Here is a 13,032-nt window from a genome sequence, read left to right as displayed (position 1 = left end):
TATGACCCAAGCCGACGATGCGACGACGCCGACTACCTCCGGCGATTCCACATCCATGATTTCGATGACCTCGGTGAACAAACACTTCGGGGAACTTCACGTCCTGCAAGAGGTCAATCTCGAGGTACCCAAGGGCCAAGTAGTGATCGTCCTCGGTCCGTCGGGCTCCGGTAAGTCGACACTGTGCCGGACCATCAACCGGCTCGAACCCATCGATTCAGGCACCATCGCCGTCGACGGCAAAACCCTCCCCGAGGAGGGCAAAGCCCTTGCCGCACTTCGCGCCGACGTCGGCATGGTCTTTCAGTCCTTCAATCTGTTCGCGCACAAGACGATTCTCGAGAACGTCATGCTCGCACCGATGAAGGTCCGCAAGGCGAAGAAGGAAGACGCCAAGAAGACGGCACTGCAGTTGCTCGAACGGGTCGGCATCGCCAATCAGGCCGACAAGTACCCGGCACAACTTTCCGGTGGTCAGCAGCAGCGTGTCGCCATCGCTCGCGCGCTCGCGATGCAGCCGAAGGTGATGCTGTTCGACGAGCCGACCTCCGCTCTCGACCCCGAGATGGTCAACGAGGTCCTCGACGTCATGACCTCCCTCGCCAAGGAAGGTATGACCATGCTTGTGGTCACCCACGAGATGGGATTCGCCCGCAAGGCCGGCGATCGGGTGCTGTTCATGGCCGACGGCCAGATCGTCGAAGACACCAACCCGACAGAGTTCTTCACCCACCCCAAGTCGGATCGGGCCAAGGACTTCCTCGGAAAGATCCTCACGCACTGATCAAGTCCTGCACCGACGTCCACAAGACACCCGTCTCGACTGCACAGTTCGAATGTCGACACAATTGAGAGGATCTCCATGAAGATCAATCGTTCCGTCCGTTTCGGAATCGGAATCATGGCCATTGCATTCGCAGCAACCGCCTGCGGTGGCGGCGAGGAGAGCAAGACGGTCAGCGAGAACGCCGCTGACGGCAAGCTCACCATCGGCATCAAGTTCGACCAGCCAGGACTCGGCCTGCGCAACGCAGACGGCACGTACACCGGTTTCGACGTCGAGGTCGCGAAGTACGTTGCAAACGAATTGGGCGTCAAGCCCGAGAACATCACGTTCAAGGAGTCACCGTCCGCCCAGCGTGAGACGTTGATCCAGAACGGCGAGGTCGACTACATCGTCGCGACGTACTCCATCACCGACGCACGTAAGGAAAAGGTCGGCTTCGCCGGACCGTACTTCGTCGCCGGCCAGTCGCTGCTCGTCAATGCGGACAACACCGACATCACCGGTCCCGAATCACTGAACGGTGGCAAGATCCTGTGCTCGGTGGCTGGGTCCACCCCCGCCCAGAAGGTGAAGGACACCTACGCCAAGGACGTCCAGCTCCAGGAATTCGACACCTACTCGGCGTGCGTCGAAGCGCTGCGCAACGGCAAGGTCGACGCAGTCACGACCGACGACATCATTCTCGCCGGCTACGCGGCACAGTCCCCCGGTGCATTCCGTATCGCCGGTGAGCCGTTCACGACCGAAAATTACGGAATCGGCTTGGCCAAGGACGATTCCGAAGGCCGCGGCAAGATCAACGATGCCATCGAGAAGATGATCTCTTCCGGAGCGTGGGCAGAAGCATTCACCGAGACGGTCGGCCCGTCCGGTTACACGATGCCCGCTCCGCCCACTGTCGACCGGTACTGATCCAACTGAGCAGTAGCCATTCCAGGTGGGGTTTCCATGTACGGAAACCCCACCTGGGCAAGCACTTTCAACAACGACCCATGAACTGGGGAGACCGTAAGTGAAAATACTCGACGATTACGGAAGCCAGATCCTCGAAGCGTTCTGGACCACGATCCAGCTCACGATCTTCTCGGCGATCGGCGCATTGATACTCGGAGTGATTGTTGCCGCGATGCGGGTGTCTCCCGTACCTGTCGCCCGATTCCTCGGCGCCGCCTACGTCACTGTCTTCCGCAATACGCCGCTCACCCTGATCCTGCTCTTTTGTGTGTTCGGTCTGTACCAAACTCTCGACATCAGCCTCGCATCGACCAGTTCGTCAACCTTCGTGATCGACAACAACTTCCGCTTGGCCGTCCTCGGACTGAGCGTCTACACCGCGTCGTTTGTGTGCGAGTCGATCCGCGCCGGAATCAACACCGTCCATGCCGGACAGGCAGAAGCAGGACGGTCCCTCGGGTTGACCTTCCTGCAGAACCTCCGACTCATCGTTCTTCCGCAGGCCTTCCGCGCTGTGATCGCACCGCTCGGAAGCGTCCTGATCGCTCTGACCAAGAACTCCACCGTCGCCGCCGTCATCGGCGTGTCCGAGGCATCGAAATTGATGAAGGAGATTCTCGAAAACGAAGCCGCACTCTTCGTGACCGCAGGAATCTTTGCAGTCGGCTTTGTCATCTTGACCCTGCCGACAGGATTGCTCTTCGGTAAGCTCGCCAAGAAATTCGAGGTCGCACGATGACTAAGCAAGCAACGGTTCTCTACGACGCACCCGGCCCGAAGGCACGGGCACTGTACCGATTCGCTTCGGTTGTCGTAGCCGTCCTCGCCCTCACCATCGCGTATGTCGTGTACCGCGCGCTCGACGACAAGGGGCAGCTGACCTCCGCCAAATGGGATCCGTTCCTGCAGGCGAACGTCTGGACGACGTATCTGCTTCCCGGTATCAAGGGCACCTTGATTGCGGCAGCACTGTCCATCGTGCTTGCACTGATCCTCGGCGCAATTCTCGGAATCGGCAGATTGTCCGATCACCGCGTTGTGCGAATTATCAGTGGTGTCATCGTGGAATTGTTCCGTGCGATTCCCGTGCTTCTGCTGATCATCTTCATGTACGCCGTTCTTGCCGAATACAAGATCGTGAAACTCGACTACTTGGCGCTTACGGCCGTCGTGGTGAGCTTGACGCTCTACAACGGATCGGTGATCGCGGAAATCGTTCGCTCGGGAATCAACTCACTCCCCCGCGGACAAAGTGAAGCCGCCAAAGCTCTCGGTATGCGCAAATCTCAAATCATGGTGACAATCTTGCTACCCCAAGCAGTCACAACCATGCTCCCCGCACTGATATCGCAAATGGTTGTTGCGCTCAAGGATTCAGCTCTGGGTTACATCATCGGCTACACCGAACTTGTTCGACAGTCCACCCAGCTGGGTGCTGCGTTCCAGAACTACCTGCCGGCGCTCATGGTGGCTGCTGTCATCATGATCATCTTGAACTCTTCGCTGACTTACCTGGCAACCAAGGTCGAGAAACGACTGAGGTCCGGAAAGCGAAAGGGCAAGGGCCCGATCGCTCCGCCTGTCGCCGATGTTGCGGTGTCGGTTCCGGGAATGGATCTGACCAAGCCGTGAACTGATCGACCTATTGCTTCCCCGACACCAGAAGCGGGGTGTGTCACCGAATTCGGTGACACACCCCGCTTCTAGTTTTGTCGCCTACGGCTCCGCGCAGTTTTGTCGCCTACGGCTCCGCGCAGTTTTGTCGCCTACGGCTCCGCGCAGTTTTGTCGCCTACGGCTCCGCGCAGTTTTGTCGCCTACGGCTCCGCGCAGTTTTGTCGCCTACGGCTCCGCGCAGTTTTGTCGCCTACGGCTCCGCATAGTTTCGTCGCCTACGGCTCCGCGGCAGCCATCTCGGCTTTGACGACCTCGTATGACATGCTCGCCGAGTAGCCCTTGCGCGCAAGCATCGCCACCAGACGTCTCATCACCTTGTCGCGATCGTCGACCGGCTTGTTGCGCAACTTCTTTCGAACGAGATCTGCTGCCCGCTCGCGCTCGTCTTCGGCATCGATCTGCGACAACGCTTCAGTTGCCACATCCTGATCGACGCCCTTGAGTCGAAGTTCGACGGCCAACGCCTTCTTGCCCTTGCCGGAATAGGTATGACGTGAATGCACCCACTGGTTGGCAAAATCCGCGTCGTCGATGAGACCGATCTCCTGGAGACGATCGAGTGCCCGAGTAATAATGTCGGTCTCGTATCCCCGGCTGATCAGCTTCTTTTCCAACTCGGACCGACTGCGCGCGCGGTCACTCAGGAGGCGCAGGCAAGCATCCTTTGCCTGCGCCTCCGTGCCGCCCTCGGCGCGCTGTGTACCTTCGCCGCGCTGCCTGCGTTCGCCGCGGTGATCGCTGCCACCACGGCTGCCCGCCCGATCGGAGCGCGAGCGAGACCGTCGATAACCGGTGTCGCTGCCACCGTCATCGTCGATGTACTCCATGACAGGGATCAGAAGTCGGCGGGAGCTTCATCGGTAGCGGTGACATCGGCACCGATACCCAGCTTTTCCTTGATCTTCTTCTCGATCTCGTCACGGATGTCGGTGTTCTCCAGCAAGAACTTTCGAGCGTTTTCCTTGCCCTGACCCAACTGGTCGCCTTCGTAGGTGTACCAGGAGCCGGACTTACGGATGAACCCGTGCTCGACACCCATGTCGATGAGCGAGCCTTCCTTGCTGATGCCCTGGCCGTAGAGGATGTCGAACTCGGCCTGCTTGAACGGCGGGGCGACCTTGTTCTTGACCACCTTGACGCGGGTGCGGTTACCGACTGCGTCGGTACCGTCCTTGAGCGTCTCGATACGGCGGATGTCCAGACGGACAGACGCATAGAACTTCAAAGCCTTACCACCGGTGGTGGTTTCGGGTGAACCGAACATCACACCGATCTTCTCGCGAAGCTGGTTGATGAAGATGACGGTGGTGCCCGAGTTGTTCATGGCACCGGTGATCTTTCGCAGTGCCTGGCTCATCAAACGAGCCTGGAGACCGACGTGGCTGTCACCCATTTCGCCTTCGATTTCAGCGCGGGGAACAAGTGCTGCCACGGAGTCGACAACGATGATGTCGAGAGCGCCGGAGCGGATCAACATGTCGGTGATCTCGAGCGCCTGCTCACCGGTATCGGGCTGGGAGACCAGCAGTGCGTCGGTATCGACACCCAACTTGGCCGCGTAATCCGGATCGAGTGCGTGTTCCGCGTCGATGAATGCAGCGATGCCGCCGTTGGCCTGCGCATTGGCAACTGCGTGCAATGCAACGGTGGTCTTACCCGAGGATTCCGGGCCGTAGATCTCGACGACTCGACCACGAGGCAGGCCGCCGATGCCCAGCGCGACATCGAGCGCGATGGAACCCGTGGGGATCACCGCGATGGGCTGGCGAACGCCTTCGCCCAAGCGCATCACCGAACCCTTGCCGAAATTCTTGTCGATCTGCGCCAACGCGAGGTCGAGCGCCTTGTCCCGATCTGGTGCCTGTGGTGCCATCGTGATCCCCATTCTCAAGTCTCTTCAGTGGTGTTGCGATCAGAGTAGATCCGGCTACCGACAAACTTTTGATTCATCGTGCCGACCCACTCGAACCCTGCAGTCGCGGAAGCGGCAGTTACCACCGAACACACTCAGCATAGACGAACATCTGTTCGAAACACAGGCAAGGATCGAACATTGCCGAAATAAACTAGCGACGCGACGGCGGCACGTCGAACTCCGCGCACAACGCTCGCCACACCTCGCGGGGGTCCTGGCCTGCCTCGATAGCCTCTGCGGCAGTCAGTCCGCCCAGACTCAGGATGACGTGGTCGAGCAGCATCGAGTCACCTCGTACCTGCCCGAACTCTTCTCGTACCAATTCGTGAAACTCGGTCAATCGCACGGGCGCCACGGTAGTCCACCCAGGCAGCTGTGCACACTCCGCACAGGTCAGGCCGCCACTCCTCCGGCCACAACTTCCCGACACACCGCTACCGGGTCGCGGACGTCGGATGCCGTCGCCGCGGCAGCGCCGGCCGCGTCGGCGAAGCTGCGCTGGGAGAGAACCTGCAACACCGCGTCCCTGATGGATCCTGCATCAGCCGGTCGTACGATCACCGCACTACCGGCGCGAGCGGCACGATTGGCCAACTCCCACTGATCGCCGCCGCCGGGAACAACCACCGTCGGCACGCCGGCCGACAGAGCCTTCGCCAGCATTCCGTGCCCACCTCCGCACACCAGAACCGAAGCGTCGCGCAGCATCACGTCCTGGCGGCCGAGCCCGGCACGAACCCAATCCGGATACAGCGCGTCCGAACCGTCGAGAACCGACGCGATCAGCCGCAGCCCTGACCCTTCCAGGCCGTCGACGGTCTGCTCGAGCATTCCCACCGCACCGGTATGCGCGGTCGACGGCGCCACCATGACCAACGGTTCCGAACCTGGCGGCGGTTCCAGAATCTCGCGAGTCGGTTCCCATAACAACGGGCCGACGACGTGCGCGTGGGCAGGCCAATCCGGCCGCGGAACTTCCAGCGCTGGAATCGTCGCGATCAATCGTGCATGTGGACCTGGATCTACTGCGGGAAGTCCGACTCCGACGCGTGCCTCGGATCGCTGGGCCAGTCCTTGCTTGATCGAACGCCCCGTTGCCGCTCGCATCACGGTGTCGCGCAGGCGTCCGCGAAACCCGACGCCGGGAGCCAACCCGCTCCCGATGGGCGGCAGGCCTCGGGACGGCGAGTACAGCGGATGAGGCGAGAGCTCCACCCACGGAATTCCCAGTCGCTCGGCAGCCAATCCACCTCCGGCAGTGAGGATGTCCGAGACCACCAGATCCGGGGCTACCGCTTTCAGATCGGGCAGCAGTTCGGTCGAGATGTACGCCGCCCGCGAGTGGATCCGCGCACCGGCGTCAAGGTCGTCGTCGCCGGGCCTCGGCGCCAAGCCTTTGAGAGGTTCGGTGTTCACTCCCGCAGCACGGGCCTTCTCCACCCATCTCGACCCGGTAAACAGGATCGGCTCGTCGCCCGCGGCGATCAGCGCCAGCGACAACGCTATTGCGGGAAAAGCATGACCCGGGTCCGGCCCGGCAACAACGGCTACTCGCACCGCATCAGCGTGTCACACGCCACAACGACCGGTCATACCGCCCGGAATGCCTGCTCCGCCTCCGGCAACGCACGTTCACGATCGGAAGCCACCAGACCGATACGCGTCCGACGATCCAGGAGATCGTCCACGTCGAGTGCCCCCTCGTGAGACACCGCGAAGGCGAGTTCGGCGGCGCAGATATCCAGCCCGGCTACCTGACGAAGTCCGTCATCGCCCAACCCAATCACCGCTTCGGCTTCGGTGCCGTACCGCGCCACCAGCCCGGCGGGCGCTCGAACCTGGTCCAACACAGCGCGCGACGCGGCACCGACCAACGGCAGGTTGCGCGTTCGGCACGGACCCGCGTTCAATCCGCCCGCTTCGACGGCGCAGTCGACGGCGTCTTCCGCCATCTTGCGATACGTCGTGAGCTTGCCACCGACAACCGTGATCACATCGGTTGCCGACCGGACCACCGCGTGATTACGCGACAGGTCAGCAGTCGATCCCCCGCCGGTATCGAGCAACGGTCGCAAACCCGCAAAAGTGCCGAGCACATCGGCCCGGGTCAACGGAACTTCCAAAGCCGTATTGACCGTAGCGAGAAGGAAATCCACTTCCGCGTCCGACGCTTGCGGTACGTCGGGTACGGGGCCGGGCGCCGCTTCGTCGGTCAAACCGAGATAGATCCGGCCGAGTTGCGCCGGCAACGCGAAGACAAACCGATTGGTCTCACCCGGAATCGGAACCGTCAGTGCGGCAGTGGGGTTACCCAGCGAATTCGCGTCGAGCACCAAGTGCGTGCCGCGACTCGGACGCAGGGTGATACTGGGATCCACCTGATCTGCCCACACGCCCGTCGCGTTGACCACTGTCCGAGCCCGCAGCAGAAACTCGGTTCCGGTCAACTCGTCTCGCAACGTCGCGGACGTACCGGACACCTCGTAGGCACCCACCCTGGTCAGAATCCGAGCACCGAAAGATGCCGCTGTGCGGGCGATGTTCACAACCAGTCGAGCGTCGTCGATCAACTGACCGTCGTAGGCCGTCAGCGCACCACGAAGGTCCGCCTGCCGTACCGCCGGCACCAACTCTCGTGCCCGAGACGCGCTCACCGCGCGCGAGCGAGGCAACACCGACGACGGTGTCCGAGCCGTTGCCCGCAAGACGTCACCGGCTAGAAATCCGGTACGCACCAAGGACTTTCCGAAGAACGACGTCTGCGGGAGCAACGGTACGAGTTGCGGCATCGCCCGTACGAGATGCGGCGCCGTTCGCGTCATCAGGATTCCGCGTTCGACAGCACTCTCACGGGCAATACCGATATTTCCCGACGCAAGATACCGAAGTCCGCCGTGAGCAAGCTTGGAACTCCACCGACTGGTACCGAAGGCCAGGTCGTGCTTGTCCACCAACACAACGCTCAGGCCACGCGTCACGGCGTCCAAAGCCACACCGACACCGGTGATTCCGCCGCCGATAACCAGAAGATCCACAGAACTTCCGCGTGAGAGTTCGTCCCACTCGCGTGTCCGACGGGCGGCGTTGAGCGCCGACGGATCGGCATTCGGTGCACTGCGATCGCTGTCGGCCATCGTTCTAACCGTCCGTTCCTGCAGTCGGCGTCAGGTACGCCGACACCGCAATTCTCAACTGCTGCACCGCTGCATCGGCAGAAAGTCGATCCTGCAGTGTCGGTGCCGAGAACACCACCGACTGTGCCATCAGCAACAGCATGGACGCTATCTCGTCAGCATTTCCGTGACGGATCGATCCGTCCTGCTGCCCGGCTGTCACCACAGCAGTCATGAGTTCGAGTATCGACTTCTGGCTGGCACCAATGCGATCCACGATGTAGGTGGTCAGCAATTCCTGATCCGTCGACCGGATCTTCACGAACAGCGGATGATCGCGGATCTCGGCGACAACGTCGACCACTGCGGAGAGAAGAAGATCCCGAGCCGAACCCGTCGTCTGTATGTCGGGGAGGACCTCCCGAATTTCGCGAGTGAGGAGGTCTGCGACAACTGCTCTGGTATCCGTCCAGCGCCGGTAGACCGTCGGCCGGCTGACGCCGGCGCGCCGAGCGATCTCGGCCAACGTGGTGCGCTGCATACCGAAATCGAGCACGCACGATCGCGCGGCATCAAGAATGAGATTGTCGATCGCGAGGTTTGGAGTGCGCTGACCGTCGCCCTTTCGCGGCAGGACTTGATCATCTGCGTTACGGATTGCCATCGTGTGTAACACGCTACCCGACGCGCCGTCCGGCAGTGCGACTAGTACACGGCGTGTTCCGACTATCAGAAATAGTACAACTCGAACCCGACGGCACGGTCGGCCTCGAAGCCGGGTTTCGGCCCCGACACCATGTCGATCTGAGCCTGCGCCTGCACGCGTACCGGAATCTCACTCAGCGCCGCCAGATACCGTGAATGCTCTGCCAAGGAATCCACCGCTCGCGCCACCGTTGTACTCACGTCGACGCCGTGAGTCGGTGTCATCGAATTCACTGCAACCCACCGAACTCCGGTCCACGGTTCGAGTCCGACGTCCGACAGTTTCGGAAAGATCCACTCGTTGGCCGCGTCCGCGGTCGCGTCAAGGACACTGATTCCCAGCGCTCGATGATCGGCACTGTTGAGATAGCCAGGGCCCCAGGTGTTCGAGAAGTTCATCGTCACCACCAGTTCCGGCCGGTGCCGCCTGATCGCGGCTGCCAAGACGGAACGCAATTCGAGTCCGGCAATCAGTCGACCATCAGGAAGACCCAGGAACTCGACTTCACTCACTCCCACAACAGCGGCGCTGCGACGCTCTTCTGCCTCGCGGATCGGTCCGGACTCCGCCGGCGGCAGTCCTGCAATCCCGGCTTCCCCGCTCGTCGCGAGTACGTATCTGACGTCCTTGCCTTGATCCGTCCAGCGGGCTACCGCTGCAGCTGCGCCGTACTCGATGTCATCCGGATGGGCGACGACCACAATCGCGCGCTGCCAGTCCTCGGGGAATGGTTCCATACCGCACGATTGTGCCTGTCACATCCTCGAAACGGGTGTGTTTTCATCGTTGCCCGACATCGCCTTCACGAGGAAGTAGATGCCGACGCCCAGCGCGCCGACCACCAGAATCCAGAACAGACCCTTGATCAACGCGCCGACCACTGCAAGCGCGATCCACACGAGGACCACAGCCAACACGATTTTCCAGAACATGACGTACCTTCCTTGCCGTGAGCTTTCGGACTGGCTTAGAGAAAGTCCGTGACACCAGCCTGACACGTTCGGCCGGACAAAGCAGCAGCTCACCGGCAAGATCAGGTAAAGATCAGGGTTCACCCTGATCAACCATGACAAGACTGGGCATGCATCCAAAACACCCGTGATTCACGCTGACGTAGACTCGCGAAGTTCCATCCAGTACGCCCTAAGGAGCACGTTCGCCGTGTCTACCACCCGAATTCCGGCCCGCGACCTCGCGCACGTTGCAGTGTTCGCGGCCCTCATCATCGCGTTGGGTCTACCGGGGGCGATCAACATCGGAATCTCCGGTGTGCCGATCACCCTTCAATCACTCGGTGTGATGATGGCCGGTGCGCTCCTCGGGCCTCGCAAGGCCGTACTGGCGGTGCTGACCGTGATCGCGCTCGGCCTGGTCGGGCTACCGGTGCTCGCCGGCGGGCGGACTGCATTATTTGCGCTGTCGAGTCCCACGGCCGGGTTCTTGATCGGCTGGATACCTGCGGCGTTTGTCATCGGATGGCTGACGACGAAGATGCTCCCGAAGTACCGAATCATTCCTGGAATCGGCATCAACCTTCTCGGCGGTGTTGTTGTTCTCTACCTCTTCGGAATCGCCGGGATGATGATCCGTGGACACATGACCTTCCTCGCCGCGTGGACCGCCAATGCCGCCTTCATCCCCCTCGATGCTGCGAAAGCCGTTGTCACCGCAGTGGTCGCCGCTCAGGTCCATCGTGCGTATCCGGCACTGCTTCGTGACAGCGTCGCCGCACGCGCAAAAACAGCAGTGGCGAACTGATTCCTCGATGAGCGAGATCATCTTCGAAGGCGTCGGGCACAGTTTCGGCGAACGCACCGTGCTCGATCGTGTCGACCTGACACTGACCGAGCAGCGCATCGGGATTGTCGGTGCAAACGGAAGCGGCAAGTCGACACTTGCCCGCATGATCAACGGATTGGTGATTCCGGCAACAGGTTCCGTCCGTATCGACGGTTTGGATACCGCCAAGAAGGGACGCGACGTACGCAAGCACGTCGGCTTTGTATTCACCGATCCCAATCATCAGATTGTCATGCCGACCGTCGCCGAGGACATCGAGTTTTCGCTGCGGCGAAGCGGACTCGGCAAGGCTGAACGGGCCCAGAAAGTCTCGTCCGTCCTCGAGCGCTTCGGATTGGCGTCACACAGCGACCATCCCACCCACCAACTGTCCGGCGGTCAGAAACAACTCCTTGCCCTGGCCGCCATCATGGTGACCGAGCCGAAGGTACTGGTGGCGGACGAACCGACAACGCTGCTCGATCTGCGCAACTCGCAGCTCATCAGCTCTGTCTTCGCGTCCCTCACACAGCAGTTGATCGTGGTGACCCACCAACTGGATCTGCTCTCCTCGTTCGATCGAGTTCTGGTGATCGATCGAGGGCTTGTCGTGGCCGACGGCCCGCCCGCGGAGTCCGTCGACTTCTACCGTTCCCTCGTCTCGTGACCACACTCGGCCACTACCGCGCCGGCACGTCCATCCTCCATCGGGCGCGGCCTGGCTACAAACTTCTCGCGCTGATCGTCGCAATCGTCGCAGTATCGGTATTCGTGCGCAGCCCTTGGCAATTGGTGCCACCCACCGTTGTTGTTGTTGCGCTCTACGTGGCCGCGCGTATTCCGTTCCGCATCGCGATCGCCCATCTGCGCCCGGCATTGTGGATGCTGCTGTTCATCGGCGGATTCCAGATACTCGTCGCCGGGTGGGAGCGCGCGGCCGTCGTCTGTGGCGTTCTGATCCTGTCGATCGCGCTGGCCGCGCTCATGGGTCTGACAACCCGCATTTCGGAAATGCTCGACGCCATCACGGCTTTCCTCACCCCGCTGCGCCGATTCGGGGTCAATCCCGAAAGAATCGCGCTCTTGCTGGCGATGACCATCCGGTGCATCCCGTTGATGTTCGAGGTCATCACACAGGTGTCCGAAGCACGCAAGGCCCGCGGTCTCGGCTTCTCACTGCGATCCTTTGCCGTTCCCGTCATCATCGGAACCCTCATGACCGCCGACGCGATGGGTGAGGCACTGGCTGCGCGCGGAGCTGACGACTGAACGCGGACCAGCTCAGCGATACTTCTGGGTGATCTCGTCGACCTCGCCGATCGCGTCGGCCAGGCTGGACAGACGCTCTGCGGCCGCGTGCAGAGCCGACAGTTCACGGTTGAATCCCACCAGGGCAGACGGGGTGTGCGGCGCCGTCAAGGTTGCGGCTGAATTGACGAGATCCTCGTACTGACCGAGTCCCGCCTGCAGTTCGCGAACGGCACCTGCGATAGTCGGTTCGAGTGTCTCGGCAACCTTGGGGGTCGATGTCACGGCCCGTTCCATCGACGCGATATCGGACGACACCGCAAACATCGCGCGCAATGCGGAATCTGCAGTCACGGTGATCTCGTCGAGTTCGCCGGGATCGATGGTGTCTGCGCGTCGCAGCACACCAAGAATTTCGAACAGCGACGTTTCTGCTCCGACCAGTCGTGACATCGGTATGAACGCGCGCGAGGACGACGGTGGCAGTCGCCGCCGGATCGGAGCGGGCGGCGGCCCGGCGTTCATCGACCGGTAGCGCCCGACTGCAACAACAGCGGGTACCGCAAACAGTGCGGCTCCCCCACCAGCGACAACAACGGACCATTCCGGCGCCGACGCCACCGCAAGCCCGGCAGTGCCGATCACGGTTCCACCGGAGATGAATCCCCAGCGCTGGGCGCGTCGCCTCGCACGTGCTCGTTTGCGCTCGAATTTTGCCCGCGGATCTTGCCACCGCCGGGCTGCCTCCGCAGCGGACGCCGTCACTTCGCGGAGCGAATCTGCAGTACGGCCCAGCGCACCGAATGCGCCGGACATGGAAACAGGAACGGCCGACCTGGGCTCTCGCTCAGGCC

Annotated in this window: 16 protein-coding genes; 7 read left to right on the top strand and 9 right to left on the bottom strand. The window is 61.6% G+C overall.

What is annotated here, in order from left to right:
- Window positions 1–55 precede the first annotated feature (55 nt).
- The 4 genes from gluA to CJ178_RS02855 all read left to right on the top strand — a co-directional run bounded on the left by gluA (window position 56) and on the right by CJ178_RS02855 (window position 3,373).
- Entirely contained in the window at window positions 56–784 is a 729-nt protein-coding gene (gene gluA, locus CJ178_RS02870; RefSeq protein WP_080711761.1) for a glutamate ABC transporter ATP-binding protein GluA, read from the top strand.
- 78 nt (window positions 785–862) lie between these two features.
- On the top strand, window positions 863–1,699 hold the full coding sequence (locus CJ178_RS02865) for a glutamate ABC transporter substrate-binding protein (protein ID WP_033234830.1): 837 nt from the start codon (window positions 863–865) through the stop codon (window positions 1,697–1,699).
- Between the two features lie 100 nt (window positions 1,700–1,799).
- Window positions 1,800–2,480 (top strand): amino acid ABC transporter permease, encoded by a 681-nt coding sequence (locus CJ178_RS02860; protein WP_033234831.1) that lies wholly within the window; start codon window positions 1,800–1,802, stop codon window positions 2,478–2,480.
- Window positions 2,477–3,373 (top strand): amino acid ABC transporter permease, encoded by an 897-nt coding sequence (locus tag CJ178_RS02855; protein ID WP_033234832.1) that lies wholly within the window; start codon window positions 2,477–2,479, stop codon window positions 3,371–3,373. The genes CJ178_RS02860 and CJ178_RS02855 overlap by 4 nt, the downstream gene beginning before the upstream one ends.
- A gap of 259 nt (window positions 3,374–3,632) precedes the next feature.
- Here CJ178_RS02855 and recX read toward each other — a convergent pair whose 3' ends face one another.
- From recX to CJ178_RS32630, 8 genes are all read right to left on the bottom strand, one after another.
- Window positions 3,633–4,244, bottom strand: coding sequence for a recombination regulator RecX (recX, locus tag CJ178_RS02850; RefSeq protein ID WP_072782495.1), 612 nt, complete (start codon window positions 4,242–4,244; stop codon window positions 3,633–3,635).
- 8 nt (window positions 4,245–4,252) lie between these two features.
- The gene (recA, locus tag CJ178_RS02845; RefSeq protein ID WP_033234999.1) at window positions 4,253–5,290 is read right to left on the bottom strand and encodes a recombinase RecA; all 1,038 of its coding nucleotides are present in this window, start codon (window positions 5,288–5,290) and stop codon (window positions 4,253–4,255) included.
- A 193-nt stretch (window positions 5,291–5,483) separates the two neighbouring features.
- Complete coding sequence (locus CJ178_RS02840) at window positions 5,484–5,678, bottom strand: DUF3046 domain-containing protein (RefSeq protein WP_033235000.1); 195 nt, start codon at window positions 5,676–5,678, stop codon at window positions 5,484–5,486.
- Between the two features lie 47 nt (window positions 5,679–5,725).
- A complete protein-coding gene (locus CJ178_RS02835) occupies window positions 5,726–6,889 on the bottom strand; it encodes a glycosyltransferase (protein ID WP_045067386.1) in 1,164 nt (387 codons plus the stop codon).
- Between the two features lie 32 nt (window positions 6,890–6,921).
- Complete coding sequence (locus CJ178_RS02830; RefSeq protein WP_095886065.1) at window positions 6,922–8,466, bottom strand: glycerol-3-phosphate dehydrogenase/oxidase; 1,545 nt, start codon at window positions 8,464–8,466, stop codon at window positions 6,922–6,924.
- 4 nt (window positions 8,467–8,470) lie between these two features.
- Window positions 8,471–9,109 carry a TetR/AcrR family transcriptional regulator gene (locus tag CJ178_RS02825; RefSeq protein ID WP_033234835.1) on the bottom strand — a complete coding sequence of 213 codons (639 nt, stop codon included), beginning with the start codon at window positions 9,107–9,109 and terminating at the stop codon, window positions 8,471–8,473.
- A gap of 65 nt (window positions 9,110–9,174) precedes the next feature.
- Window positions 9,175–9,888, bottom strand: coding sequence for a PIG-L deacetylase family protein (locus CJ178_RS02820; protein WP_095886064.1), 714 nt, complete (start codon window positions 9,886–9,888; stop codon window positions 9,175–9,177).
- Between the two features lie 18 nt (window positions 9,889–9,906).
- Window positions 9,907–10,083 carry a hypothetical protein gene (locus CJ178_RS32630; RefSeq protein WP_033234837.1) on the bottom strand — a complete coding sequence of 59 codons (177 nt, stop codon included), beginning with the start codon at window positions 10,081–10,083 and terminating at the stop codon, window positions 9,907–9,909.
- Window positions 10,084–10,312: 229 nt separating this feature from the next.
- Between CJ178_RS32630 and CJ178_RS02815 the strand changes: the two genes are divergently transcribed.
- The 3 genes from CJ178_RS02815 to CJ178_RS02805 are packed head-to-tail and all read left to right on the top strand — an operon-like array spanning window position 10,313 to window position 12,199.
- On the top strand, window positions 10,313–10,909 hold the full coding sequence (locus CJ178_RS02815; protein ID WP_033234838.1) for a biotin transporter BioY: 597 nt from the start codon (window positions 10,313–10,315) through the stop codon (window positions 10,907–10,909).
- 7 nt (window positions 10,910–10,916) lie between these two features.
- Window positions 10,917–11,597: an energy-coupling factor ABC transporter ATP-binding protein gene (locus tag CJ178_RS02810; RefSeq protein WP_033234839.1), complete on the top strand. Its 681-nt coding sequence runs from the start codon at window positions 10,917–10,919 to the stop codon at window positions 11,595–11,597.
- Window positions 11,594–12,199, top strand: coding sequence for an energy-coupling factor transporter transmembrane component T family protein (locus CJ178_RS02805; RefSeq protein WP_033234840.1), 606 nt, complete (start codon window positions 11,594–11,596; stop codon window positions 12,197–12,199). The genes CJ178_RS02810 and CJ178_RS02805 overlap by 4 nt, the downstream gene beginning before the upstream one ends.
- 12 nt (window positions 12,200–12,211) lie before the next feature.
- Here the strand turns inward: CJ178_RS02805 and pspM are convergent, their stop codons facing one another.
- Window positions 12,212–12,994, bottom strand: coding sequence for a phage shock envelope stress response protein PspM (gene pspM, locus CJ178_RS02800; RefSeq protein ID WP_045067380.1), 783 nt, complete (start codon window positions 12,992–12,994; stop codon window positions 12,212–12,214).
- Window positions 12,995–13,032 lie beyond the last annotated feature (38 nt).

The sequence above is a fragment of the Rhodococcus sp. ACPA4 genome, from assembly GCF_002300185.1.
Classification (GTDB): domain Bacteria; phylum Actinomycetota; class Actinomycetes; order Mycobacteriales; family Mycobacteriaceae; genus Rhodococcus_F; species Rhodococcus_F globerula.
The sequence above is the reverse complement of the archived record's forward strand: the minus strand, read 5'-3'. Positions and strand labels throughout refer to the sequence as shown.